Origin of the sequence: Pseudomonas sp. D4002, assembly GCF_013385665.1 — a bacterium.
In the GTDB taxonomy this organism is placed as follows: Bacteria; Pseudomonadota; Gammaproteobacteria; order Pseudomonadales; family Pseudomonadaceae; genus Aquipseudomonas.
Genome location: NZ_JACAPN010000015.1, coordinates 1 through 24,864 on the forward strand (window position 1 = coordinate 1; position 24,864 = coordinate 24,864).

General features: G+C 60.5%; 20 protein-coding genes. 12 read left to right on the top strand and 8 right to left on the bottom strand.

Going from position 1 to position 24,864, the window contains the following annotated elements; all coding sequences use genetic code 11:
- Positions 1–468 precede the first annotated feature (468 nt).
- From HX824_RS07895 to HX824_RS07905, 3 genes are read left to right on the top strand one after another with little or no spacing between them, the layout of a single operon-like run.
- Positions 469–1,908: a cytochrome ubiquinol oxidase subunit I gene (locus tag HX824_RS07895; RefSeq protein ID WP_008432808.1), complete on the top strand. Its 1,440-nt coding sequence runs from the start codon at positions 469–471 to the stop codon at positions 1,906–1,908.
- A gap of 3 nt (positions 1,909–1,911) precedes the next feature.
- Positions 1,912–2,919 (top strand): cytochrome d ubiquinol oxidase subunit II, encoded by a 1,008-nt coding sequence (gene cydB / locus HX824_RS07900; protein WP_008432810.1) that lies wholly within the window; start codon positions 1,912–1,914, stop codon positions 2,917–2,919.
- 12 nt (positions 2,920–2,931) lie between these two features.
- Positions 2,932–3,099 (top strand): DUF2474 domain-containing protein, encoded by a 168-nt coding sequence (locus HX824_RS07905; RefSeq protein WP_003215809.1) that lies wholly within the window; start codon positions 2,932–2,934, stop codon positions 3,097–3,099.
- Between the two features lie 41 nt (positions 3,100–3,140).
- Here the strand turns inward: HX824_RS07905 and HX824_RS07910 are convergent, their stop codons facing one another.
- On the bottom strand, positions 3,141–4,265 hold the full coding sequence (locus HX824_RS07910) for a methyltransferase (RefSeq protein ID WP_177054417.1): 1,125 nt from the start codon (positions 4,263–4,265) through the stop codon (positions 3,141–3,143).
- A gap of 128 nt (positions 4,266–4,393) precedes the next feature.
- Positions 4,394–5,104, bottom strand: coding sequence for a LuxR family transcriptional regulator (locus HX824_RS07915; protein WP_177054418.1), 711 nt, complete (start codon positions 5,102–5,104; stop codon positions 4,394–4,396).
- 404 nt (positions 5,105–5,508) lie between these two features.
- Here HX824_RS07915 and HX824_RS07920 point away from each other — a divergent pair, with 404 nt between their 5' ends.
- Positions 5,509–6,285 (top strand): ferredoxin--NADP reductase, encoded by a 777-nt coding sequence (locus tag HX824_RS07920; RefSeq protein WP_008432814.1) that lies wholly within the window; start codon positions 5,509–5,511, stop codon positions 6,283–6,285.
- Between the two features lie 40 nt (positions 6,286–6,325).
- Here the strand turns inward: HX824_RS07920 and mscL are convergent, their stop codons facing one another.
- Positions 6,326–6,742, bottom strand: a complete 417-nt coding sequence (mscL, locus tag HX824_RS07925) for a large-conductance mechanosensitive channel protein MscL (RefSeq protein WP_003215816.1) — start codon at positions 6,740–6,742, stop codon at positions 6,326–6,328.
- Positions 6,743–7,028: 286 nt separating this feature from the next.
- Between mscL and katB the strand changes: the two genes are divergently transcribed.
- The 3 genes from katB (at position 7,029) to radA (ending at position 10,618) form a co-directional block, all read left to right on the top strand.
- Complete coding sequence (gene katB, locus HX824_RS07930) at positions 7,029–8,570, top strand: catalase KatB (protein WP_177054419.1); 1,542 nt, start codon at positions 7,029–7,031, stop codon at positions 8,568–8,570.
- A 105-nt stretch (positions 8,571–8,675) separates the two neighbouring features.
- Positions 8,676–9,215 carry an ankyrin repeat domain-containing protein gene (locus HX824_RS07935; protein WP_008432819.1) on the top strand — a complete coding sequence of 180 codons (540 nt, stop codon included), beginning with the start codon at positions 8,676–8,678 and terminating at the stop codon, positions 9,213–9,215.
- 35 nt (positions 9,216–9,250) lie between these two features.
- A complete protein-coding gene (radA, locus tag HX824_RS07940; protein WP_003215821.1) occupies positions 9,251–10,618 on the top strand; it encodes a DNA repair protein RadA in 1,368 nt (455 codons plus the stop codon).
- Positions 10,619–10,733: 115 nt separating this feature from the next.
- Here radA and HX824_RS07945 read toward each other — a convergent pair whose 3' ends face one another.
- Positions 10,734–11,102 carry a PilZ domain-containing protein gene (locus HX824_RS07945; RefSeq protein ID WP_008432822.1) on the bottom strand — a complete coding sequence of 123 codons (369 nt, stop codon included), beginning with the start codon at positions 11,100–11,102 and terminating at the stop codon, positions 10,734–10,736.
- A gap of 173 nt (positions 11,103–11,275) precedes the next feature.
- On the opposite strand from HX824_RS07945, the gene HX824_RS07950 reads away from it, so the two are divergent.
- From HX824_RS07950 to yjiA, 3 genes are all read left to right on the top strand, one after another.
- Positions 11,276–13,342 carry a carbon starvation CstA family protein gene (locus HX824_RS07950; RefSeq protein ID WP_003215826.1) on the top strand — a complete coding sequence of 689 codons (2,067 nt, stop codon included), beginning with the start codon at positions 11,276–11,278 and terminating at the stop codon, positions 13,340–13,342.
- A 15-nt stretch (positions 13,343–13,357) separates the two neighbouring features.
- Positions 13,358–13,555: a YbdD/YjiX family protein gene (locus tag HX824_RS07955; protein WP_003176208.1), complete on the top strand. Its 198-nt coding sequence runs from the start codon at positions 13,358–13,360 to the stop codon at positions 13,553–13,555.
- A 147-nt stretch (positions 13,556–13,702) separates the two neighbouring features.
- Positions 13,703–14,662 (top strand): GTPase, encoded by a 960-nt coding sequence (gene yjiA, locus HX824_RS07960; RefSeq protein ID WP_003215828.1) that lies wholly within the window; start codon positions 13,703–13,705, stop codon positions 14,660–14,662.
- A gap of 197 nt (positions 14,663–14,859) precedes the next feature.
- Here the strand turns inward: yjiA and glyA are convergent, their stop codons facing one another.
- On the bottom strand, positions 14,860–16,113 hold the full coding sequence (glyA, locus tag HX824_RS07965) for a serine hydroxymethyltransferase (protein ID WP_134327344.1): 1,254 nt from the start codon (positions 16,111–16,113) through the stop codon (positions 14,860–14,862).
- A gap of 241 nt (positions 16,114–16,354) precedes the next feature.
- Entirely contained in the window at positions 16,355–20,206 is a 3,852-nt protein-coding gene (locus HX824_RS07970; protein ID WP_023659180.1) for a bifunctional diguanylate cyclase/phosphodiesterase, read from the bottom strand.
- Positions 20,207–20,491: 285 nt separating this feature from the next.
- Here HX824_RS07970 and ettA point away from each other — a divergent pair, with 285 nt between their 5' ends.
- A complete protein-coding gene (ettA, locus tag HX824_RS07975) occupies positions 20,492–22,156 on the top strand; it encodes an energy-dependent translational throttle protein EttA (protein ID WP_003215833.1) in 1,665 nt (554 codons plus the stop codon).
- A gap of 349 nt (positions 22,157–22,505) precedes the next feature.
- Positions 22,506–23,843, top strand: a complete 1,338-nt coding sequence (gdhA, locus tag HX824_RS07980; protein ID WP_134327343.1) for an NADP-specific glutamate dehydrogenase — start codon at positions 22,506–22,508, stop codon at positions 23,841–23,843.
- On the opposite strand, the gene HX824_RS07985 is transcribed toward gdhA, so the two are convergent.
- Both HX824_RS07985 and HX824_RS07990 read right to left on the bottom strand, forming a co-directional pair.
- Positions 23,840–24,337 carry a GreA/GreB family elongation factor gene (locus HX824_RS07985; protein ID WP_177054420.1) on the bottom strand — a complete coding sequence of 166 codons (498 nt, stop codon included), beginning with the start codon at positions 24,335–24,337 and terminating at the stop codon, positions 23,840–23,842. The two genes, gdhA and HX824_RS07985, sit on opposite strands and share 4 nt — an antisense overlap.
- Before the next feature lie 70 nt (positions 24,338–24,407).
- On the bottom strand, positions 24,408–24,764 hold the full coding sequence (locus HX824_RS07990; RefSeq protein ID WP_102369931.1) for a hypothetical protein: 357 nt from the start codon (positions 24,762–24,764) through the stop codon (positions 24,408–24,410).
- Positions 24,765–24,864 lie beyond the last annotated feature (100 nt).

Sequence of the window (24,864 nt, forward strand, 5' to 3'; positions counted from 1 at the left end):
GGGCCAAGGATGGCCCATCGCGGCGGCCCACGGTCCAAAGCCGGAGTGAGGGCACTCCGAGCCTAGGCGAGGAGCCGAGTGGTGGGGCAAGAGCGTTTTGCTTACTTTTGCGCTGTTCAAAAGTGAGCCGCTGTAAGAGCGGAACCAATACCAGCCATCACCCAAATAACGGATATACACCCAAAACACGCCCAATCTCACCAAAGACAACACCCAGTGACCACTGAGGCAACCTGTCACGCGGCAAAAGACCACGCCTTGCTCTCGCGAAAATGGGACTACTCTTTCAGCAATGCTTGATCCAGATCAAAACCTTCGCCGGGATTGCTCTGGCGGCCGCAAGGCCAGAATCCCTGCGTGGTTGGTTATAAAAAGAAACGAATTTGAATTCGCCACACTCCATATCCGTGGGGGCAGTGGGTGCAGGCCTCCAGCCAGCATTCGGTATTACCTGACAGAGGAAGACTTATGTTCGGTTTGGAGGCGCTAGATCTCGCCCGAATTCAATTCGCGTTCACCATCTCATTCCATATCCTGTTCCCGGCCATCACCATCGGCCTGGCCAGTTACCTTGCGGTGCTGGAAGGCCTGTGGCTCAAGACCCACAACGACACCTACCGTGACCTCTACCATTTCTGGTCGAAGATCTTTGCCGTCAACTTCGGCATGGGCGTGGTCTCCGGCCTGGTCATGGCCTATCAGTTCGGCACCAACTGGAGCCGCTTCTCGGACTTCGCCGGTGCCGTCACCGGGCCGTTGCTGACTTATGAGGTGCTCACGGCGTTCTTCCTCGAAGCCGGCTTCCTTGGGGTCATGCTGTTCGGCTGGAACAAGGTCGGACGCAAGCTGCACTTCTTTGCCACGGTGATGGTGGCCGTCGGCACGCTGATCTCGACTTTCTGGATTCTTGCCTCCAACAGCTGGATGCAGACGCCACAGGGCTTTGAAATCATTGATGGCCGGGTGATTCCAACCGACTGGCTGGCCGTGATCTTCAACCCGTCGTTCCCCTACCGCCTGATGCACATGGCCACGGCCGCGTTCGTCGCTACCGCGTTCTTCGTCGGCTCCTCGGCGGCCTGGCACTTGCTGCGCGGCAAGGACAACCCGGCGATCCGCACCATGCTGTCGATGGCAATGTGGATGGCGCTGATCGTTGCGCCGATCCAGGCGGTCATCGGTGACTTCCACGGCCTGAATACCCTCAAGCATCAACCAGCGAAGATCGCCGCGATTGAAGGCCACTGGGAAAATATCGGCAACGAGCCCACGCCGCTGATCCTGTTCGGCTGGCCGGACATGAAGGCTGAAAAAACCAAGTTCGCAGTAGAAATTCCGTACCTGGGCAGCCTGATCCTGACCCACTCCCTGGACAAGCAGGTGCCGGCCCTCAAGGAGTTCCCGCCTGAGGACCGTCCCAACTCGACCATCGTGTTCTGGTCGTTCCGGGTCATGGTGGGCCTGGGCTTCCTGATGATCTTCACCGGCCTGTTCAGCCTCTGGCTGCGCCGTGGCGACAAGATGTACACGTCCAAGCCGTTCCTGTACCTGGCGCTGTGGATGGGCCCGTCCGGCCTGATCGCGATTCTCGCCGGCTGGTTCACCACCGAGATCGGCCGACAGCCGTGGGTGGTCTACGGGCTGATGCGCACGGCAGACGCCTCGTCCAACCACAGTTTTGCGCAGATGAGCATTACGTTGGTGTTGTTTGTGGTGGTGTACTTCGCGCTGTTCGGCGCGGGCCTGGGCTACATGATGCGCCTGGTGCGCAAAGGGCCTGTGACCCACGAAAGCACCGAGCCCACCCACGGTGGCCCTGGGCAGAAACGCACACCGGCGCGTCCGTTGTCGGCGGCTGATGACAGTGCCGATGCCGATCACGGCGACACCTTGAACAAGGGGAACTGAGCCATGGGTATTGATCTTCCGCTGATCTGGGCCGTGATCATCATCTTCGGCATCATGATGTACGTGGTCATGGACGGCTTCGACCTGGGGATCGGCATTCTCTTCCCGTTCATCCCGGGCAAGACCGACCGTGACGTGATGATGAACACCGTCGCCCCCGTGTGGGACGGCAACGAAACCTGGCTGGTACTCGGCGGCGCGGCGTTGTTTGGCGCGTTCCCGCTGGCCTATTCGGTGGTGCTCTCGGCGCTGTACCTGCCACTGATGCTGATGCTGATCGGGCTGATCTTTCGTGGCGTGGCGTTTGAATTCCGCTTCAAGGCCAAGGACGACAAGCGTCACTTGTGGGACAAGGCCTTCATCGGCGGCTCGCTGGCAGCGACGTTCTTCCAGGGCGTGGCGCTGGGGGCGTTCATTGATGGCATCCCGGTGGTCGACCGGCAGTTTGCCGGTGGCTCCCTGGACTGGCTGACGCCGTTCACGATGTTCTGCGGCGTGGCCCTGATCGTGGCGTATGCGCTGCTGGGCTGCACCTGGCTGATCATGAAGACCGAAGGCAGCTTGCAGGAGAAGATGCACAACCTGGCCCGGCCCCTGGCCTTCGTGGTGCTGGCGGTGATCGGTATCGTCAGCCTCTGGACGCCGCTGGCCCACCCGGAAATCGCCTCGCGCTGGTTCACCCTGCCGAACCTGTTCTGGTTCCTGCCGGTGCCGATCCTGGTGCTGGTAACCATGTACGGCCTGATTCGCGCCGTGGCCCGCAATGCGCACTACACGCCGTTCCTGCTGACGCTGGTGCTGATCTTCCTTGGCTACAGTGGCTTGGGGATCAGCCTGTGGCCGAACATCATCCCGCCGTCAGTTTCGATCTGGGACGCCGCCGCACCGCCGCAAAGCCAGGGCTTCATGCTGGTGGGCACCTTGTTCATCATTCCGTTCATCCTGGGCTACACCTTCTGGAGCTACTACGTGTTCCGCGGCAAGGTCACCCACGAAGACGGTTATCACTAGGAGGATTGACTCATGTCCGGCAAACCTTCGTTGCACGACATCGAACAGGCCGAGAAAAAGCCGCTCTGGCAGCGCCTGGGCTGGCTGGCGATGATCTGGACCGGCAGCGTCCTGGCCCTGTTCGTAGTGGCCAGCCTGATGCGCATGTTCATGAATGCCGCGGGCCTGACCACCCACTGACATCCCGTTGTAACTATTGCCCTCCTTCATGGAGGGCTTTTTTATTTGCGCGCCTTGAGGACCACGAACTTCGGCGTGGTCGCCACTTGCTCGACGCCACGGAACAACCGCGCCAACTTGGTGTGATAACCCAAGTGACGGTTGCCGACGATGTACAGGGCGCCGCCCACTACCAACGCTTCCCGCGCTTGCTGGAACATGCGCCAGGCGAGGAAGTCTCCCACCACTTGCTGCTGGTGGAATGGCGGGTTGCACAGCACCACATCCAGTGATTGCGGCTCCTGATCGGCCAGGCCGTCGCCGGGGCGAATCAGCACGTCACGTTCGCCCAGCGCCGCGCGCCAGTTCTCGGCCGCCGATTGCACCGCCATATAAGACTCGTCGACCAGCGTGTACTGCGCCTCGGGGTTTTGCAGCGCGCTGGCAATCGCCAGGACGCCATTACCGCAACCCAGGTCGGCTACGCGGGCGCCGCCCAGGTTTTGTGGCAGGTGCGGCAGGAAGGCCCGGGTGCCGATATCCAGGCCTTCGCGGCAGAACACGTTGGCGTGGTTGAGCAGTTCGATGGCCGGGGTTTCCAGGCTGTAGCGCGTAGGGTAGGGCGATACGGCGTGTGGCCGATCGGCCAGGGTGGCGATCAGCAATCGGGCCTTTTTTACCGCCAGTGAGGCGTGCATCGGGCCGACATAGCGCTCCAGCAGTTCGCCGGCAGCCCGTGGCAGGTGCTTGACCATCGCCCCGGCAATCACTTCGGCGCCGGGTGCCAGTTGACCTTGCAGGCGAATCAATTGTTCTTCGAGCAGGGCCAGGGTTTTCGGCACGCGGATCAGTACGCGGTCGAACGGCCCGGCAGGTGTCTGGCTGGCGGGCAGGAACGTTACCGCGTCGAAAGCCTTGCCGTTGCGCGCCAGGTTTTTCTCCAGGCCCAGGGCGCCGAGGAACGAGTCACCACTGGAGGTGACCTGCACATGCCCTTCGAGGCTGGCCGCCAGCGCGCCGAAACTGTCGTTGAGCACCAGGACGCGGGTCGCCGTCGTCAGCTGTTGTTCCGCCAGGTAGCTGAGCAAATACTCATCGGCTGCATCAAACGCTTGCAGCGGGTCGTTGTGCTGTTCTGGCTGACGGATCAGGTCGAGTTGGGCGAAGGGGCTGTCGAGCAGGGGCATGGCGGGGGAGACTCTGGGTAAGCGAACCATCGGGGTGAGCGGCGACGCGAGGCGCATCAGGGGCTCGCGTCATCACCCGGAACTGGCCGCAAATGTTACGTTTTTTTCCCCTGGATTACATGCGGTGTTTAAAACAACCCGCATTTGACTGCCGTGATCACTGCGGCAATCTTGTTACTGACCCCCAGTTTCTTCATCGCACTGCTGATATGGAAGCCGACCGTGCGTTCGGACAGGCACAGGATGGTGGCGATGTCCGAGGCGGTCTTGCCCAAGGCCGACCATTGCAGGATTTCGGTTTCCCGCGGGGTCAATTTGCTGGGCGCTTGCGGGCTGGGATTGTCTGCGTATTTTTTGGCCACCACCGCGTGCATGGCGTGGCAAATCCAGAGCACTTGCCCGGCTTTTTCATAGAGTTCTTCAGGGCCCACTGGGCCGGTGGCACGCCCCAGGCTCAACATGCTGAAAACACCCTGGAAGTCATGAACCGATTGGGTCCATCCGAAATTCAGTCCGTTGGACTGGGCATGGGCCCATAAGTCCGGTACCGAAGAAAAGGTTTTCTCGTCCCATACGATCGGTAGAACCGAGCGTTTGCAATGCGCAACCACAGGGTCGAGATCAAAGTAGTGCTCTTGTCTGTACAGCGTATTCCATTCATTGGAATAGTTGTTGAGGTTGACGGTTTTCGTTTGGTTGTTGGGTAGATGAGAACTAAGGGTGAATGCGCAGTATTGGAAGCCAAGCTCGTAGGTAAGGTTGAGGGCAGCTTCGTACATACTGGTTATTTCGCTTTCCCCTTCGAGTTTGGGAAGGCGAGTGTTGTGCCAGTTGACCATCGGTAACTCTCCATACGAACGGTTCTTACATGGGGTACTTCCAAGGCCCCCGTTTACAGCGTGAAAAATAGTGTAGGACAACGGCTACAGCTCGAAATAAAAATTTGGTTATGTTCAAGCGGGCGTTAGGCCAATAACATTTGTACAACCTGGCTACGGTGTACAGGTTTCAGGCGTTCGATAAGATTTTTTTCCATTAGTTTTAAGAACTTGCTCTAAATGCGCCTTGTTAATATTTAGTTGCACTCCCTCATCTAATGGCTTGTTGGAAGGCGACTAATAGCCAAATATTTAGTACCGCCCAGCGGTTGCCACAATGGGCAGCGGCAATGCCAGCACAAACCATCGGTGTTTCCAGGCGGCGCTTTGGGGGACACTAGGGGCCTCTGCAAATGGAGTTTCCCATGACGGCCAGTGCTGAAAAATACACCCGCCAGACCCTGCTCGACGTGAAATCGCTGACTCCCAGCCTGTTTACCCTGCGCACTACCCGAGACCCTGGTTTTCGTTTTCGCGCCGGACAATTCGTGCGTCTTGGGGTGACCAAGGCCGATGGCGGCATTGTGTGGCGTGCTTATTCGGTGGTGTCCTCGCCCTTTGATGAATACCTGGACTTCTTTTCCATCGTGGTGCCGGGCGGTGAGTTCACCAGTGAGCTGAGCCGCCTGCGGGAAGGCGATACCCTGCTGGTGGAGCGCCAGGCCACGGGCTTTTTGACCCTGGACCGGTTTGTGGATGGTCGCGATCTGTGGCTGCTGGGCACCGGGACCGGTATTGCGCCGTTTCTCTCGATCCTGCAGGACTTCGAAGTGTGGGAGAAATTCGAGCGGATTATCCTCGTCTATAGTGCCCGCGAAGCAAGGGAGCTGGCTTACCAGTCGTTGATCCATGAACTGGGCGAACGTGAGTACCTGGCAGAATACGCCCACAAGCTCACCTACATTCCCATTGTCACCCGCGAGCAACATCCGGGCGCGCTGAATGGGCGGATTACCACCCTGATCGAGAACGGCGAATTGGAGCGCGCCGCAGGCATCGAGCTGACCCCCGACCATTCCAGGGTGATGATTTGCGGTAACCCGCAGATGATCGACGACACGCGTCAGTTGCTGAAACAGCGCGACATGCAACTGAGCCTGACCCGCCGTCCGGGGCAGGTCGCGGTAGAAAACTACTGGTAAAACAAAGGCGCCCTGCAGGCGCCTTTACTTTTTGCCGAGCTTACTCGGGCTTGCTGTTCTGTGCCTTGAGCAGATCGCGGATCTCCCCCAGCAGCACTTCTTCCTTGGTCGGGACCGGCGGCAGGCTAGGTGCCACGGCCTCTTCACGCTTCAGGCGGTTGATGGCCTTCACGCCCATGAAGATCGCAAACGCAACGATCACAAAGTCGATCACGCTCTGGATGAACTTGCCGTACGCCAGTACGACGGCCGGCGCATCGCCCTGGGCGGCTTTAAGCGTTACGGCCAGGTCGCCGAAGTCGACACCCCCGATCAACAGGCCGATAGGTGGCATCACCACGTCGCCTACAAAGGATGAAACAATTTTGCCGAAGGCGGCGCCGATGATAATACCGACCGCCATGTCGACCACATTACCTTTGACCGCGAAGGCCTTGAACTCACTTAACACGCCCATAGGTTATTCCTTGTTACAGATGAGGAGGTAGAAGCCAGTGTAAGACAGTGTGGCGAGGCTTGCTCGACACAACTGCTAACAGTGTCCGTTTTTATCGACACATTAAATCGCAAATAGTTTGCAAAGTGCCACCAATCGCGCGCGGAATACCCGCTATTTCAGTGGGTTACCACACTATTTTCTTTATCGGGGTGGTACGGCTTTTCTATTTATCTTCTGACTCGCGGGTCACTAGCCTCTGGCAAGCACAACTCAATGTGCACTAAAAAAACCAGAGGATACCTCGATGAAAAACCCTATTAGCCGCGGGCCTATTTCTGCGCGACAGGTGCTGTTTGCAGTGAGCGCCAGTCTTCTTTCGCTGTCCGTACACGCCGCCAACCTCACGCGCGATAATGGCGCGGCGGTCGGTGACAATCAGAACTCTCAAACCGCCGGTGCGAATGGCCCGGTGCTGTTGCAAGACGTGCAACTGATCCAGAAGTTACAGCGCTTTGATCGCGAGCGTATTCCGGAGCGCGTTGTGCACGCCCGTGGCACCGGCGCTCACGGTACTTTCACCGTCACCGATAACCTCAGCGACCTGACCAAGGCCAAGGTGTTTGCCGCCGGCGAAGCCACGCCGGTATTTGTGCGCTTCTCTGCGGTCGTTCACGGCAACCATTCGCCGGAAACCCTGCGTGACCCGCGCGGCTTCGCCACCAAGTTCTACACCGCCGAAGGTAATTGGGACCTGGTCGGTAATAACTTCCCGACGTTTTTTATTCGCGATGCGATCAAGTTTCCGGACATGGTTCACGCCTTTAAACCAGATCCGCGCACTAACCTGGACGATGATTCCCGTCGCTTTGACTTCTTTTCCCATGTTCCGGAGTCCACTCGTACGTTGACCGAGTTGTACTCGGACTCCGGTACTCCAGCCAGTTACCGGGAAATGGACGGTAACGGTGTACATGCCTACAAGTTGATTAACGCCAAGGGCGAAGTGCACTACGTCAAGTTCCACTGGAAGAGCCTGCAAGGCATCAAGAACCTCGATCCTAAACAAGTGACTGAAGTACAGGGCCGTGACTACAGCCATATGACCAATGATTTGGTCACGCACATCAATAAGGGAGACTTCCCCAAGTGGGACCTGTATGTGCAAGTGCTGAAACCGGAAGACCTGGCCAAGTTTGATTTCGACCCGTTGGATGCCACCAAGATCTGGCCGGACGTGCCAGAGCGCAAAGTCGGGCAGATGGTGCTGAACCGCAACCCGGCCAACGTCTTCCAGGAAACCGAGCAAGTCGCCATGGCGCCGGCCAACCTGGTGCCGGGCATCGAGCCGTCGGAAGACCGCCTGCTGCAAGGCCGGGTGTTCTCCTATGCCGATACGCAAATGTACCGCCTGGGGCCAAACGCCCTGCAACTGCCGATCAACGCACCCCGGGTGACCGTCAACAACGGTAACCAGGACGGCGCGATGAATTTCGGCAAGACCACCACTGGCGTGAACTACCAGCCAAGCCGCCTGCTGCCACGGGAAGAGCCGCAAACCGCGCGGTACAGCCAGTTGGCCCTGTCGGGCAGTACCCAGCAGGCGAAGATCCAGCGTGAGCAGAACTTCAAGCAGGCCGGCGACCTGTACCGTTCGTTCAACAAGAAAGAGCGTCAGGACTTGATCGACAACTTCGGCGGCTCCCTGGCCACCACCGATGACGAGAGCAAGCACATCATCCTGTCGTTCCTCTACAAGGCGGATCCGGAGTACGGCACCGGCGTGACCAAAGTGGCCAAGGGCGACCTGGCCCGCGTCAAGGCACTGGCCGAAAAGCTGACCGACTAACCGCCCACGCTCCCTGTAGGAGCCGGCTTGCCGGCGATAGCGCCCACAAGTACGCCATCGCCGGCAAGCCGGCTCCTACAGGTGGCACATCACTGAGAATTTACCATGCGAATCTTTATAGGCGCTGTCCTTGCGTGTTTGTCGTTCAGCGTATTGGCCGAACAAGCTGACCCGGCCGCGCTTAAGGCACAACTGCAGGATTACTACTTCGACGCCGCCCGCCGTGGCGACGTGGAAATGCTCAACACCTTCATCGAATCCGGCTATTCGCTGAACACCCAGGATGAAAAAGGCTACACGGCGCTGATTCTCGCCGCCTATCACGGTGAAAGTGCCTACGTGGACCGATTGCTCGCCGCCGGCGCCGATGCCTGCGTGCAGGACAAACGCGGCAACACCGCGTTGATGGGCGCGATCTTCAAGGGTGAGCTGAAAATCGCCCAGCGCCTGCTCGCCACCGACTGCAACCCCGACCAGCGCAACGGCGCCGGACAAACGGCGGCCATGTATGCCGGGCTGTTCAAACGCGTGGAACTGCTGGATGAACTGAAAGCCAAGGGCGCCGATCTGAATGCCGAAGACCCGATCGGTAACAGCGCTTCACGTTTGGCCAGCGGTGAAATCCGTACCCCGGCGCCGCGCTGAGCTATCATCGCGGTTTTTCGGTTGGAGGTTCTCAAATGGCAAAGGCCAAGCGCATGTATGGCTGCACGGAGTGCGGCGCGACCTTTCCCAAGTGGGCCGGCCAGTGCACGGAATGCGGTGCGTGGAACACCCTGACCGAAACCATGATCGAAAGCGGCGGCGCCGTGGCCCCCAGCGGCCGTTCCGGCTGGACCGGGCAACAAACCCAGATCAAGACCCTGGCCGAAGTCAGCGTCGAAGAAATCCCGCGTTTCTCCACCGCTTCCGGTGAACTGGACCGGGTGCTGGGCGGCGGCCTGGTGGATGGTTCGGTGGTACTGATCGGCGGTGACCCGGGCATCGGTAAGTCCACGATCCTGCTGCAAACCCTGTGCAGCATCGCCAGCCGCATGCCGGCGCTGTATGTCACCGGCGAAGAATCCCAGCAGCAGGTGGCCATGCGTGCGCGCCGCCTGGGCTTGCCTCAGGACCAACTGCGGGTGATGACCGAAACCTGCATCGAAAGCATCATCGCCACCGCGCGCCTGGAAAAGCCCAAGGTGATGGTGATCGATTCGATCCAGACGATTTTCACCGAGCAACTGCAATCGGCACCGGGTGGCGTGTCCCAGGTGCGGGAAAGTGCCGCGCTGCTGGTGCGCTATGCGAAACAGAGCGGCACGGCGATTTTCCTGGTGGGCCACGTGACGAAAGAAGGCGCATTGGCCGGCCCACGGGTGCTGGAACACATGGTCGACACCGTGCTGTATTTCGAAGGCGAGTCCGATGGGCGGTTGCGTTTGTTGCGGGCGGTGAAGAACCGTTTTGGCGCAGTCAACGAGCTGGGTGTGTTCGCCATGACTGACCGGGGCTTGAAAGAGGTCTCCAACCCGTCAGCGATTTTTCTTACCCGTGCCCAGGAAGAAGTCCCGGGCAGCGTGGTGATGGCAACGTGGGAAGGCACCCGGCCGATGCTGGTGGAAGTCCAGGCGCTGGTGGACGACAGCCACTTGGCCAACCCGCGTCGTGTCACCCTGGGCCTGGACCAGAACCGGCTGGCGATGTTGCTGGCGGTATTGCACCGCCACGGCGGCATTCCCACCCATGACCAGGACGTGTTCCTCAACGTGGTGGGCGGGGTCAAGGTGCTGGAAACCGCGTCTGACCTGGCGTTGATGGCGGCGGTGATGTCCAGCCTGCGCAACCGGCCGTTGCCCCATGACTTGCTGGTGTTTGGCGAAGTGGGCCTGTCGGGTGAAGTGCGCCCGGTGCCCAGCGGCCAGGAGCGCCTGAAGGAAGCGGCCAAGCATGGCTTCAAGCGCGCCATCGTGCCCAAGGGCAATGCGCCGAAAGAAATGCCACCGGGGCTGCAAGTGATCGGGGTAACGCGCCTGGAGCAGGCGCTGGATGCCCTGTTCGAATAGTCGCCAGCCACACATCCCCCTTGTGGGAGCCGGGCTTGCCCGCGATGGCGGTGTATCAGCTGATTGATATGCAAACTGACACACCGCCATCACAGGCAAGCCAGCTCCCACATGCTCAGATCTCCAGCAAGGCGGCGAATTCCCGCTCCAGTTCTTCCTGATCGCCCAGGTTCAGCTCGATTATCCGCCGCAGGTGGCTTATGGAGTCGAGGTCGATGTGTTCGCACACAAAGCCGAGCTGCCCATGATCGTCGTGGGTCAGCCGCACCTGCATCTTCACGTCGGTCTCGGCGTCGAGATGAATGTCCACATCGAACGATTCGTAGCGATGGCCGTGCCATTCTTGCGGCCGTTGCACCAGCAAGCCCTTGAGCGACAAATCTACCAATTGCACCGGCCAGACACGGCCGTCTTGCGTGAGCTCGGTCCTGGCGTCGAAGGCAATGCGTCGGAAACGGCGTCGGTCTGAAGGCTGTTCGCTCATGGTGAAACCCTCTGTGGATAAAGGAATTGTAGCCGTGCGCCATCATGGGGCGGTTTTTTCTGCTTTTTTTGCCCCGGCAAGGCTCTAGACCAACGTAGGGGGGTGGCCTTTAAGGCCAGTAGCGCTAAACTCGGGATGGCTGTCTTTCTGTCCACCCTGGCTGGAATATAAAAATGAAAAATAATAATAGCCTGCTACGCCATCTACCCTGGCTGCTGCTGGCAATCGTAGGAGCGTGCGCCCTGGGCGTAGTGGCCTTGCGCCGCGGCGAGGCGATCAACGCCTTGTGGATCGTGGTCGCAGCAGTGGCCATTTATCTGGTTGCTTACCGTTACTACAGTCTGTTCATCGCTAACCATGTGATGCAGCTCGATCCACTGCGGGCTACCCCCGCTGTGCTGAACAACGACGGTCTGGACTATGTGCCGACCAACAAACACATCCTTTTTGGTCACCACTTCGCGGCAATCGCCGGCGCAGGGCCTTTGGTCGGCCCGGTACTGGCGGCGCAGATGGGCTACCTGCCCGGCACGTTGTGGCTGATCGCCGGCGTGGTGCTGGCCGGGGCGGTGCAGGACTTCATGGTCCTGTTCCTGTCCACTCGTCGCAACGGCCGTTCCCTGGGGGACATGGTCCGCGAAGAAATGGGCCGTGTGCCCGGGACCATCGCGCTGTTCGGCTGCTTCCTGATCATGATCATCATCCTCGCGGTGCTGGCGCTGATCGTGGTCAAGGCCCTGGCCGAAAGCCCGTGGGGCATCTTCACGGTGATGGCAACCATTCCGATCGCGATGTTCATGGGCATTTACATGCGCTACATCCGCCCGGGCCGCATCGGTGAAATCTCGATTGTCGGCGTGCTGTTGCTGCTGGGTTCGATCTGGCTGGGCGGGCAGATTGCCGCTGACCCGGTGTGGGCCAAGGCCTTCAGCTTCACCGGCATCCAGATCACCTGGATGCTGGTGGGTTATGGCTTCGTGGCTGCCGTGTTGCCGGTGTGGCTGATCCTCGCGCCACGGGACTACCTGTCTACGTTCCTGAAAATCGGCACCATCATCGCCCTGGCGATTGGCATCCTGGTGACCATGCCCGACCTGAAAATGCCGGCGCTGACCCAGTTCATCGATGGCACCGGCCCGGTGTGGAAGGGCGGCCTGTTCCCGTTCCTGTTCATCACCATCGCCTGTGGCGCGGTCTCGGGTTTCCACGCACTGATCTCCTCGGGCACCACGCCCAAGTTGCTGGCCAGTGAAGGGCACGCCCGTTACATCGGCTACGGCGGCATGTTGATGGAGTCGTTCGTGGCCATCATGGCGATGGTTGCCGCTTCGGTGATCGAGCCAGGGGTGTACTTCGCCATGAACAGCCCGGCCGCGATTGTCGGCGGTGACGTGGTGGCTGTGGCGCAAACCGTCAGCAGCTGGGGTTTTGCAATTACCCCGGAAGCGTTGCAGGCGGTGGCCCATGACATTGGTGAGTCCACCATCCTGGCCCGTGCCGGTGGTGCGCCGACCCTGGCGGTCGGTATCGCGCAGATCCTGCACAGCGTCCTGCCGGGTGAAAACACCATGGCGTTCTGGTACCACTTTGCGATCCTGTTCGAAGCGCTGTTCATCCTGACTGCGGTCGACGCCGGTACCCGTGCCGGTCGCTTCATGCTGCAGGATTTGCTCGGCTCCTTCGTGCCGGCGCTCAAGCGTACCGAGTCCTGGACGGCCAACCTGATCGCCACCGCAGGTTGCGTGGCGATGTGGGGTTACCTGCTGTACCAGGGCGTGATCGACCCACTGGGCGGCATCAACACCTTGTGGCCGCTGTTCGGTATCTCCAACCAGATGCTGGCCGGTATCGCGCTGATGCTCGCCACGGTTGTGCTGATCAAAATGAAACGCCAGCGCTACATCTGGGTGACCATGCTGCCAGCCGTATGGCTGCTGATCTGCACCGTGACCGCAGGCTTCATCAAGCTGTTCGACGCCAACCCGGCGATCGGCTTCCTGTCGCTGGCCAAGAAATACAGCGATGCCCTGGCCGGCGGCCAGATCCTCGCACCGGCCAAGAGCATCGACCAGATGCAACACGTGATCTGGAACGCCTACACCAACGCAACGCTGACGGCGCTGTTCCTGTTCGTGGTCTTCAGCATCCTGTTCTATGCGCTCAAGGTCGGCATTGCTGCCTGGGGCAAAAAGGAACGTACGGATAAAGAAGCGCCATACCAGGCCATCCCGGACGCTTGATAGAGGATTGCAATCATGTTCAATGACATCAGTCGCCTCGGTAAATACCTCGGTCAGGCCGCGCGCCTGATGGTCGGCATGCCCGACTACGACACCTACGTCGAGCATATGCAAACCAAACACCCGGACAAACCGATGATGGACTACAAGGCGTTCTTCCGGGAACGCCAGGAAGCCCGTTACGGCGGCAAGGGTGGGCCCAAGTGCTGCTAGCCCGGTAGTTCGGGCTGCGGTAATCCCTTGTGGGAGCGGGCTTGCTCGCGAAGGCGGTCTTTCAGTGATGCATGTGCTGACTGACACGCCGCCTTCGCGAGCAAGCCCGCTCCCACATTTGTTTTGTGTTTCTTCAAGGAGAATTCTTTGTCCTCTCCCATCCCCGTCACCGTCCTCAGCGGCTTCCTCGGCGCTGGCAAGACCACCTTGTTGCGTCACCTGCTCAAGGCCGAGCACGGCTTGAAAATCGCCGTGATCGAAAATGAATTCAGCGACGCCGGTATCGACACCCAACTGTTGGGCAGCGAGCCGGTGCAAGTCATGACCCTGTCCAATGGCTGCGTGTGCTGCACCATCCACACTGACCTGACCAAGGCCCTGTACCTGTTGCTGGAGCGCCTGGACAGCGGCGAGATCGCCTTCGACCGCCTGGTGATCGAGTGCACCGGCCTGGCCGACCCGGCCCCCGTGGCCCAGACCTTTTTCATCGATGAAGAACTGCGCGAGCGCTACATCCTCGACGGTATCATCACCCTGGTGGACGCGGCCCACGCGGAGCACCACCTGACCCAGACCATCGCCCAGGCGCAGATCGGGTTTGCCGACCGCCTGCTGGTGAGCAAGCGCGACCTGGTGGACGATGCCACCTTCGACGCCCTCAGCGAGCGCCTGACTCGTATCAACCGCCGGGCGCCGATTCGTGTGGTGGAACACGGCAAGATCGACCTCGCCGAACTGCTGGATGTGCGCGGCTTCAACCTCAACGCCGGCATGAGCCTGCGCCCGGTGAGCCAGGCGCCGTCCATCGACCGTATTTCCAGCCTGGTGCTGCGCACTGACCAGCCGCTGGATATCGACAAACTCAGCGAGTTCATGAACGAGCTGCTGGAAGACCACGGCAAGCAATTGCTGCGCTACAAAGGCGTGCTGAACATTGCCGGGGAAGACCGGCGCATGGTGTTCCAGGGCGTGCTGAAGCTCTACGGGTTCGATTGGGACACCGAATGGGCCGAAGGCGAAGCGCGGGAAAGTGTGATTGTGTTTATTGCTGACGAGTTGCCGGAAGAGAAGATTCGCGAAGGCTTTGCGCGGGTTTACCAATCCTGACTTGAAACGCAGTCAAAATGTGGGAGCGGGCTTGCTCGCGAAAGCGGTGTATCAGTCAGCCCATGCATCAACTGACACAGCGCTTTCGCGAGCAAGCCCGCTCCCACATTTGATGTCATTTCAAATTGAGAAAGCAGCGTTTTCAGGCATAAAAAAGCCCGGCTCAAGAGCCGGGCTTTTCATTCAAGCAACTGCAATCAAGCGCCGTATACCGGCAGCTTCTTGCAGATGGCCTTGACCTTCTCACGCACAGCGTCAATCACTGCTTCGTTGTTCAGGTCAGCCAGGATGTCGCAGATCCAGCCAGCCAGTTCCTTGCACTCTGCTTCCTTGAAGCCACGAGTGGTCACAGCCGGGGTGCCGAAGCGCAGGCCGGAGGTGACGAACGGCGAACGTGGGTCGTTCGGCACCGAGTTCTTGTTCACGGTGATGAAGGCTTTGCCCAGAGCGGCGTCAGCGTCTTTACCGGAGATGTCCTGCTTGATCAGCGACAGCAGGAACAGGTGGTTCTCAGTACCGCCGGACACCACGTCAAAACCGCGCTCGATGAACACGCCGGCCATGGCCTTGGCGTTTTTCACCACTTGCTGCTGGTAGGTCTTGAACTCAGGCTGCAGCGCTTCCTTGAAGCAGATTGCTTTGGCGGCGATCACGTGCTCCAGCGGGCCACCCTGGCCGCCTGGGAATACGGCGGAGTTCAGCTTCTTCTCGATCTCGGCGTTGGCGCGAGCCAGGATCAGGCCGCCACGTGGACCGCGCAGGGTCTTGTGGGTGGTGGTGGTCACGACGTCAGCGAACGGCACCGGGTTCGGGTAGACGCCAGCGGCGACCAGACCGGCCACGTGGGCCATGTCGACGAACAGGTAGGCGCCGACCTTGTCAGCGATTTCGCGGAAGCGTGGGAAATCCAGGATCTGCGAGTAGGCAGAGAAACCGGCCACGATCATTTTTGGCTTGTGCTCAATGGCCAGGCGCTCGACTTCGTCGTAGTCGATCAGGCCGTTGCCGTCGATGCCGTACTGAACGGCGTTGTACAGCTTGCCGGAGGAGGAAACGCTGGCGCCGTGGGTCAGGTGACCGCCGTGGGCCAGGCTCATGCCCAGGATGGTGTCGCCCGCTTGCAGCAGGGCCAGGTACACGGCGCTGTTGGCTTGGGAGCCGGCGTGTGGCTGGACGTTGGCGTAATCGGCGCCGAACAGTTCCTTGGCGCGGTCGATGGCCAGTTGCTCAACGATGTCGACGAACTCGCAACCGCCGTAGTAGCGCTTGCCCGGATAGCCTTCGGCGTACTTGTTGGTCAGAACCGAACCTTGAGCCTCCATCACGGCGGGGCTGGTGTAGTTTTCCGAAGCGATCAGCTCAATGTGCTCTTCCTGGCGCTGAGCTTCTTGCTCCATGGCGGCAAAGAGATCGGCGTCGTACTTGGCAATAGTCAAATCACGGCTGAACATGGCGGTCCTCAAGGATCGGGGGCAGAAAAGAAGCGCATTCTAACCCAATGGGTTTTAGATGGCATATGAAAGGACATCATGTCGCGGACAAGCGGGGCTCATCTGGGGATAGGTGGTGTTTGTTCGGGCCCCTTCGCGAGCAAGCCCGCTCCCACATTCAATCGGGTTCCTTCAGGTGGAATACGGTCGAATGTGGGAGCGGGCTTGCCCGCGAAGAGGCCATCAGCATCACCTGAGGATTTCAGTCGAACATGAACAGCGCATCATTGCTGAACTGCGCCTCAAACCGGTTCGCCGGCATCGGTCGCCCGAACAGGTAGCCCTGCACCTCATCGCAACCGTGCTCCCGCAGGAAGTCCAGCTGCTCATGGGTTTCCACACCCTCGGCGATCACCGCCAGGTTCAGGCTGTGGGCCATGGCGATAATCGCCCGGGCAATCTGCGCATCCTGCTCACCCGACGGCAGGCCGTCGACAAAGGTGCGGTCGATCTTCAGCACGTCGATGGGGAACTGCTTGAGGTAGTTCAGCGATGAATAACCGGTGCCGAAGTCATCTACCGCGATGCTCAGGCCGAGGTTTTTCAGGCTGGCGAGGATCTGCATCGCTTCGTTGACCTCGCGCATCAGGATACTTTCGGTCAGCTCCAGCTCCAGGCACGCCGGCGGCAGGCCGGTGTCCTTGAGGATGGTGGCGATGCGCTCGCCCAGTTGTCCGTCGGAGAACTGCCGGGCCGAAATGTTGACCGAGACCTTGGGTACCCGCACCTTGTTCTGGTGCCAGGTCTTGAGTTGGCGGCAGGCTTCGCTGATCACCCAGTCACCCACGTCCACCACCAGCCCCAACTCCTCCAACACCGGGATGAAATCCCCCGGCGGCACCAGCCCGCGACGCGGATGGCGCCAGCGCAGCAGGGCTTCGGCGCCGGTCAAACGTTTGCCGTCGCCGCTGAACTGCGGCTGGTAATACAGCACGAATTCGTTCTGTTCCAAGGCGTGGCGCAGGTCGCTTTCCAGCTCCAGGCGTTCCAGGGCGCTGGCGTTCATGTCGGCCTGGTAGAACTGGAAGTTGTTCTTGCCCCGCTCCTTGGCGTGGTACATCGCCGTGTCGGCGTTTTTCATCAACTGGCTGAGTTCGTTGCCGTCCTGCGGGCTCAGGGCGATGCCGATACTGGCGGTGACGAAGAACTCGCGGCCCTCCAGCACAAACGGCTTCACCAGGCTGGCCAGAATCTGCTCGGCCACGTGAATCGCCCGGTTCAGCGCCATCTCACGGTTGACCCGCGGTTGCAGCAGCAAGGTGAACTCGTCGCCACCCATGCGCGCCACGGTGTCGTCTTCGGCGACGCAGCCCAGCAGGCGGGTGGCCATTTCCTTGAGCATGCGGTCGCCGGCGGCGTGGCCCAGGGAGTCGTTGATCGGTTTGAAGCGGTCGAGGTCGAGGAACATCAACACCACCCACGACTTCTGCCGTTCCGCCGATTGCAGCGCGGTGTGCAGGCGGTCCTGGAACAGCGTGCGGTTGGGCAGGTGGGTCAGGGCGTCGTAGTAGGCCAGGCGGTGGATGCGCTGCTCGCTGGCCTTGCGTTCGCTGATGTCACTGAAGAAGCACACGTAGCTGGCCAGGTCGCCTTCGTCATCGAACACGGCAGTAATTCCGACCCAGGCCGGGTAATGCTCGCCGTTGCGGCGCTTGAGCCACACTTCGCCTTCCCAGGTGCTGTGCTGGTGCAATTGCTTGAGCACGTAGCGCAGGTGGGCTTCCTGCTGTTCGTCGACGGTGAGCATGTTCGGCAACTGGTCGAGCACGTCCGCCACCGCATAACCGCTGACCCGGCTGAACGCCTCGTTGGCCTGCACGATGTAGCCGGCCGGGTCGGTGATCAGGATCGCCGAGGTGGAGTGTTCGAATACCGTGGCCGCCATGCGCAGGTCTTTTTCCGCACGGCGCTGCTGGCTGATATCGCGACCCACGCCAAGGATGCCCTCGAACGCGCCGTGTTCGTCCCACACCAGCACCAGGCGCAGTTCGATGGGGATCTTGCGCCCGTCGGCCCGCAGGCAGTCGAACAGGAACAGTTGGGTCTGCACGTCGTTGCGCAAGGCCGCGAGGGATTCGGGTTGGTCCAGGGCGCGGCTGACTTGCTCCACCAGGGAGTAGATACCGGTCAGTTGCTGCGGGTTGGCGATGGTCGATTGCCAGCCGTTTTCGAAGATCCAGTCGACGTCATAGCCCAGCACCGCGTTCACCGAAGGGCTGACGTAGTTGAGGGCCAGCTTGCTGTCGGTGGAGAAGATTACGTCGCTGATGCTTTCCGCCAGCATGCGGTAGCGCTGTTCGCTGTCACGCAGTGATTCACTGGCTTCGATCTGGTCGGTGATGTCCTTGGCGACGCCGATGATGCGCGTCACCTGGTCAGTCTTGTCACGGGCCAGGGCCTGTTCGCGGATGTCGAAGCGCCGCCATTGGTTGTTGCGGTGGCGAAAGCGCAACTGGCACTGCAACTGGCTCAGGTAGCCGGCCTGGCGCTGTTGCAGGCGCAGGTCGTGGTAACGCTCGGCGTCTTCGGGGTGCAGCAGGATCTCCCAGAAGTACTCGCCCATCTGCTGCAGCTCGGGCTTGTTGTAGCCCAGGGTGTGGCCCAGGTGGTGGTTGCTGAAAATCATCCGCTGGCTGATCACGTCCTGCACATACAGGTGATCGGGCACGGTGCGCACCACGTCCGACCAGAAACTCTCGCGCTCCACCAGTGACAACTCGATCAGCTTGCGGCTGGTGATGTCGCTGATGCTCAGGATCACGGCCTTGAAGTCGTCCTGTTGTTCCGGCAGGCGCATCACCAGCCACAGGTATTGGTCGTTGCCTTCGATATCGCTGAGCTGGATTTCCAGTTCAAGCTGCTTCTGCTGGGTCAGCACCGCGTCGATCACCTGGTTGCCGATGGCGGTCGGGCTCGACGGGCAGGCGTCGATCAGGCGTTCCCAGGCCTGCTCGCAAGAGGCAACATTCAACAAGCGCACCGCCACCTGGTTGACCTCGGTGATGCGCAGTTCCTTGAGCAGTTGCTGGCGCTGTTCCGGGTTGTCTTGCAGCAACTGTTGCAACTGCTCGCGGGTTTGCAGTCGGGCTCTATCGAAGAACGCGCGCAGGCCCGACAGGTCGAGCACGCACAGCGCCACGCCGGTGCCTTCGAAAATATCCTGGTAGCGCCGGCGCCCCTCGTGCACCTGGCGCTGGCGGCGGCGCATGTTCAGCAGCACGATCACCGGGATCAGCGAGAAGGCCAGGCCCAGCAGGCATTTGCCGATAAAGGCCGGCAGCAGTTGCTCCAGCACGGCGGCGCGGTCGAACAAGCCGCGCAGTTGCCAGTCGCTCTTGCTCAGGGGCGTGACCAGTACACTTTTGTTCAACTCGTCCGGGGTCAACGCGGTGGCCCATTGGGCCGGCATCCCGCTGTCACGGCTGACCACCCGGTGGTTGAGGCGGTTTTCGATGACCCACATCGGGCGCTGGCCCTGGCCATCCTGGCGGGTCAGGTTGGCCAGGTAATTGGGGGCCAGGCGCAAGGCCCAGTACATCTTGGTGCCGCCGCTGGGCTGGTGCAGCAGCAGGTAGATGACGGTGCCGTCGTTGTTGTTGCTCAGGTAATAGGACTGGGCGTGGCTGCGCTTGACCAGTTCTTCGAGCCAGGCGCTGTCCTGGCTGTCGCTGGCGCTGTCACTGATCATCGCGCCGCTGGGGGCGAGCAGGGCGACGCTGCGCAACTCCGGCAGGGAGCGTTGCAAGGTGCGCATCAGGATTTGTTGCTGTTCGGCGTCCCGCGGCGGTTCGACGATCGGCAGCAGGTTCAGCGCAATCTGCGCACTGAGGGCCATGTTCAGGCTGATCTGTTCGGCCAGGTCGGCGCTGTAGTCGATGGTGTATTGCTGCTGGTTTTTCTGGTTTTGCTGCAACTGGTCCAGCAGTTGCCAGAACAATAACGCGAGCAGCAACAGGACCAGCGTCGCCAATGCGCCCTTCAGGGTTCCGTGCAGGGGCGCTCCCGGCGCTATATGAGCGGCGCGCAGGGGAGTTGGCGGCGTTACGTTGGACAAACTGTGATCCTGCGGTTTGGCTGGACTGGCGCGCGACGTGCACTATAAGCCGGACGCCCGGAGGGCGGCTAGCATGCCTTGTGTTGTGGCAAAGTGCCAGCCCCGCCTGGCTGGACTGCCCACCCGCATTCAGGTAGCTTTGCCGGTTACGCGAGGGCGTTCCAGCCCCAGACAATCAGGCATCTACCGCACGCAGGCATTGATAGACATCAACGGCCCGCGCGGCGCATGGCCTGGCACGGGTTTCGCCCGCTTAATTCATCAGTCACTGACGCTAGGTTCACCATGGCTCAATACGTCTTCACCATGCATCGGCTGGGAAAAGTTGTTCCGCCGAAGCGGGAAATCCTGAAAAACATTTCTCTGTCCTTCTTCCCGGGCGCCAAGATCGGCGTGCTCGGCCTCAACGGTTCGGGTAAATCCACCCTGTTGAAAATCATGGCCGGCGTCGACACCGAGTTCGACGGCGAAGCCCGCCCGATGCCCGACCTGAACATCGGCTACCTGCCACAGGAACCTATCCTGGACCCGACCAAGACCGTGCGTGAAGTGGTCGAGGAAGCGGTCAGCGTGATCAAGAACGCCCAGGCCCGCCTGGACGAGGTCTACGCGGCCTACGCTGAAGAAGACGCCGACTTCGACAAACTGGCGGCAGAACAGGCCAAGCTCGAAGCCATCCTGCAAGCCGCCGACGGTCACAACCTGGACCGCCAGCTGGAAGTCGCCGCCGACGCGCTGCGCCTGCCGGCGTGGGACGCCAAGGTTGAACACCTGTCCGGTGGTGAAAAGCGTCGTGTGGCCCTGTGCCGCCTGCTGCTGTCGGCCCCCGACATGCTGCTGCTCGACGAACCGACCAACCACCTGGACGCCGATTCCGTCGCCTGGCTGGAGCATTTCCTGCACGACTTCCCGGGCACCGTGGTTGCGATCACGCACGACCGGTACTTCCTGGACAACGTTGCTGGCTGGATCCTCGAGCTCGACCGTGGCGCCGGTATCCCTTACGAGGGCAACTACTCCGGTTGGCTGGAAGCCAAGTCCGACCGTCTGGCCGCCGAATCCAAGCAACAGTCGGCCCATGAAAAGGCCATGAAAGACGAGCTGGAATGGGTGCGTAAAGGCGCCAAGGCGCGTCAGTCGAAATCCAAGGCCCGTCTGGCGCGTTTCGAAGAGATGCAGTCCCAGGAATTCCAGAAGCGTTCCGAGACCAACGAAATCTACATCCCGGCCGGTCCGCGCCTGGGTGACAAGGTCATCGAGTTCAAGAACGTCTGCAAGGGCTACGGCGACCGCGTGTTGATCGACAACCTGTCGTTCTCCATGCCAAAAGGCGCCATCGTTGGCGTGATCGGCGGTAACGGTGCGGGTAAATCCACACTGTTCCGCATGCTGATGGGCAAGGAACAACCGGACTCGGGCACCATCGAAGTCGGCGAAACCGTGCAGCTGGCTTGCGTTGACCAGAGCCGCGACGACCTCGACGGCAGCAAGACGGTGTTCCAGCAGATTTCCGACGGTTCCGACCAGATCCGTATCGGCAACTACGAAATCCCGTCGCGCACCTACGTGGGTCGCTTCAACTTCAAGGGCGGCGACCAGCAGAAGTTCGTCAAGGACCTGTCCGGTGGTGAGCGCGGTCGCTTGCACCTGGCCCTGACCCTGAAAGAAGGCGGCAACGTATTGCTGCTCGACGAACCGTCCAACGACCTCGACGTTGAAACCCTGCGTTCCCTGGAAGAAGCCCTGCTGGACTTCCCGGGCGCCGCCATTGTGATCTCTCACGATCGGTGGTTCCTTGACCGCGTGGCCACTCACATCCTGGCGTACGAAGACGACTCCCAGGCGGTGTTCTTCGAAGGCAACTACACCGAATACGAAGCCGATCGCAAGAAACGCCTCGGCGAAGCTGCTGCCCAGCCGCATCGTGTACGGCACAAGAAACTGGCCTGATTCGGGTTGGTGGTTTGAACAAGCGGAGCCTTCGGGTTCCGCTTTTTTTTGCGTGTTTTCATGTGCACCGCGTCGTCTGCATCGCAGGCAAGCCAGCTCCCACAGTTGACCGCATTGTCATGGATGTACTGGATCAAATGTGGGAGCTGGCTTGCCTGCGATAGCGGATTAACTGTTGGTGCAAGGCCTGGATTGAAATCCTCATTAAGGTGCAAAAAACGCCTGTATTTATATCTAATGCACCATTTAAATTCACAAAAGCGACATTTTGCCCTGTCGCGGTGCGACATGAATTGATAAAGTCCGGGACAAATCTCCTTTAACGACAATAAATTTGCCGAGACTTTTCATGATCGAATCCGTTGAATCCTTCCTTGCCCGCCTCAAGAAACGCGACCCCGACCAGCCGGAATTCCACCAGGCCGTGGAAGAAGTCCTGCGCAGTTTGTGGCCGTTTCTTGAAGCCAATCCCCACTACCTGAACTCGGGCATCCTGGAGCGCATCTGCGAGCCGGAGCGTGCGATTGTGTTCCGGGTGTCGTGGGAAGATGACCAGGGCAAAGTACGGGTCAACCGCGGGTTCCGGATCCAGATGAACAGCGCCATCGGCCCTTATAAAGGTGGCCTGCGCTTCCACCCGTCGGTGAACCTGGGCGTGCTGAAATTTCTCGCCTTCGAACAAACCTTCAAGAACTCCCTGACCTCGCTGCCCATGGGCGGCGGCAAGGGCGGCTCGGACTTCGATCCCAAGGGCAAGAGCGACGCCGAGGTGATGCGTTTCTGCCAGGCGTTCATGAGCGAGCTGTATCGCCATATCGGCTCGGACGTGGACGTGCCCGCCGGTGATATTGGCGTGGGCGCCCGGGAGATCGGCTTCCTGTTCGGCCAGTACAAGCGCCTGAGCAACCAGTTCACCTCGGTGCTGACCGGCAAGGGCATGAGCTACGGCGGCAGCCTGATTCGCCCGGAGGCCACCGGTTTTGGCTGCGTGTACTTCGCTGAAGAAATGCTCAAGCGCAACGGCGAGCGGGTCGAAGGCAAGCGCGTGGCCATCTCCGGCTCCGGCAACGTCGCCCAGTACGCGGCGCGCAAGGTCATGGATCTGGGCGGCAAGGTGATTTCCTTGTCCGACTCCGAAGGCACTCTGTACTGCGAAAGCGGTTTGACCGAAGAACAATGGTCGGCACTGCTTGAACTGAAAAACGTACAGCGCGGGCGCATCAGCGAGCTGGCACCGCGTTTCGGCCTGGAATTCCGCGCCGGCAAAGCACCCTGGGAACTGGCCTGCGACATCGCGTTGCCCTGCGCCACCCAGAATGAACTGGACGCCGAAGCGGCGCGCACCCTGTTGCGCAATGGCTGCGTCTGCGTGGCCGAAGGCGCCAACATGCCGACCACCCTGGAGGCGGTGGATATCTTTATCGAGGCCGGCATCCTGTTCGCGCCGGGCAAGGCGTCCAATGCCGGCGGGGTGGCGGTGAGCGGGCTGGAGATGTCGCAGAACGCCATGCGCCTGCTGTGGACCGCCGGTGAAGTGGACAGCAAGCTGCACAACATCATGCAGTCGATCCACCATGCGTGCGTGCACTACGGCGAAGAGAACGGCCGGGTCAACTACGTGAAGGGCGCCAACATTGCAGGCTTCGTGAAGGTTGCGGATGCAATGCTGGCCCAGGGCATCGTTTAACCCTCGGGTTCGATGCGCAGGACTTCGATCAACTGATCACCGACGGGGCGCCTCCACAGCACCTCGTCGCCCACCTGTGCACCCAGCAGCGCGCGGCCCAGTGGCGAACCCCAGTTGATCAGGCCCACCGTGGCGTCGGCCTGGTCTTCGCCCACTAACTGAATGCGCTGCTCTTCGTCCTGTTCGTTGGCAAAGGTCACCCAGCTGCCGATTTGCACCTTGTCGGTGGAGGTTGCCGGCGCCACCACCTGTGCGCTTTGCAGGCGCTGGTTGAAGTAACGCAAATCCCGCTCAAGGTCGGCCTGGCGCTGTTTATCGGCCTGCTCGCCCTTGGCGGATTCTTCGCTGTGCTCATGCTGCAACTGCGCGACCCTGGCCTGCAATTGTGCAAGTCCGCGGGCAGTGAGGTGATTGGGTTGCGCGCTGACCTGGCGTTCCACCGGTTGGCTGGCCTGGGCAGCGGCGCTGTCTTCGTTGACGAAAGCTCGACTCATGACGTTCTCCTGCTATGGAGTTTGGGCCATGGTCGCAGGGGTTAAGTTTCGCTGGATGTCTGGAAGCGACCTATTGCGAGCGAAAGGCCCTGGCAGCGTCGCGGTCTTTTTCCTGTTGCCAGGCGCGTTCGCGGTCGTCCCAGTGGCGATTCTTGTAGTCGTTCAGGTCTTCGTTCTCGCGCATGGCCTTGCATTGGCGAAAGCCATCATCCCAGCCTTCGGCGTAGGTGCGGTCTTTCAGGTAGCGCGGGACGTTCTTGCGAAATTCCCCGGTGATCACCCCGGCGGCCTGGCGGCCGCTGCTGCAACCGTCGTCATAGCCATCGGCGAAGGCGGGTGGATAACCCTTGGCCAGCAAATCCTCATGGGTTGATTGGCAACCCGACAGCAGGGCCAACAGGCCCAGCACTCCAGCGTACCGCCACATCGCTTGCTCCCTGGCCGTTGAACGGCTGATGGGGGAAGTGTAGGAGTGGATTCGTTCGGGGTATGTGAAACGGATGTGAGAAATCCGTGTGACGCTGCGG

Excerpts from the sequence above, each read along its gene's own strand:
- ettA (WP_003215833.1), top strand. The coding sequence starts at position 20,492 with ATGGCTCAATACGTCTTCACCATGCATCGGCTGGGAAAAGTTGTTCCG.
- HX824_RS07895 (WP_008432808.1), top strand. The coding sequence starts at position 469 with ATGTTCGGTTTGGAGGCGCTAGATCTCGCCCGAATTCAATTCGCGTTC.
- HX824_RS07905 (WP_003215809.1), top strand. The coding sequence starts at position 2,932 with ATGTCCGGCAAACCTTCGTTGCACGACATCGAACAGGCCGAGAAAAAG.
- HX824_RS07950 (WP_003215826.1), top strand. The coding sequence starts at position 11,276 with ATGAAAAATAATAATAGCCTGCTACGCCATCTACCCTGGCTGCTGCTG.
- radA (WP_003215821.1), top strand. The coding sequence starts at position 9,251 with ATGGCAAAGGCCAAGCGCATGTATGGCTGCACGGAGTGCGGCGCGACC.
- HX824_RS07955 (WP_003176208.1), top strand. The coding sequence starts at position 13,358 with ATGTTCAATGACATCAGTCGCCTCGGTAAATACCTCGGTCAGGCCGCG.
- HX824_RS07990 (WP_102369931.1), bottom strand. The coding sequence starts at position 24,764 with ATGTGGCGGTACGCTGGAGTGCTGGGCCTGTTGGCCCTGCTGTCGGGT.
- cydB (WP_008432810.1), top strand. The coding sequence starts at position 1,912 with ATGGGTATTGATCTTCCGCTGATCTGGGCCGTGATCATCATCTTCGGC.
- HX824_RS07920 (WP_008432814.1), top strand. The coding sequence starts at position 5,509 with ATGACGGCCAGTGCTGAAAAATACACCCGCCAGACCCTGCTCGACGTG.
- katB (WP_177054419.1), top strand. The coding sequence starts at position 7,029 with ATGAAAAACCCTATTAGCCGCGGGCCTATTTCTGCGCGACAGGTGCTG.
- HX824_RS07945 (WP_008432822.1), bottom strand. The coding sequence starts at position 11,102 with ATGAGCGAACAGCCTTCAGACCGACGCCGTTTCCGACGCATTGCCTTC.
- mscL (WP_003215816.1), bottom strand. The coding sequence starts at position 6,742 with ATGGGCGTGTTAAGTGAGTTCAAGGCCTTCGCGGTCAAAGGTAATGTG.
- HX824_RS07985 (WP_177054420.1), bottom strand. The coding sequence starts at position 24,337 with ATGAGTCGAGCTTTCGTCAACGAAGACAGCGCCGCTGCCCAGGCCAGC.
- HX824_RS07915 (WP_177054418.1), bottom strand. The coding sequence starts at position 5,104 with ATGGTCAACTGGCACAACACTCGCCTTCCCAAACTCGAAGGGGAAAGC.
- glyA (WP_134327344.1), bottom strand. The coding sequence starts at position 16,113 with ATGTTCAGCCGTGATTTGACTATTGCCAAGTACGACGCCGATCTCTTT.
- gdhA (WP_134327343.1), top strand. The coding sequence starts at position 22,506 with ATGATCGAATCCGTTGAATCCTTCCTTGCCCGCCTCAAGAAACGCGAC.
- HX824_RS07910 (WP_177054417.1), bottom strand. The coding sequence starts at position 4,265 with ATGCCCCTGCTCGACAGCCCCTTCGCCCAACTCGACCTGATCCGTCAG.
- HX824_RS07935 (WP_008432819.1), top strand. The coding sequence starts at position 8,676 with ATGCGAATCTTTATAGGCGCTGTCCTTGCGTGTTTGTCGTTCAGCGTA.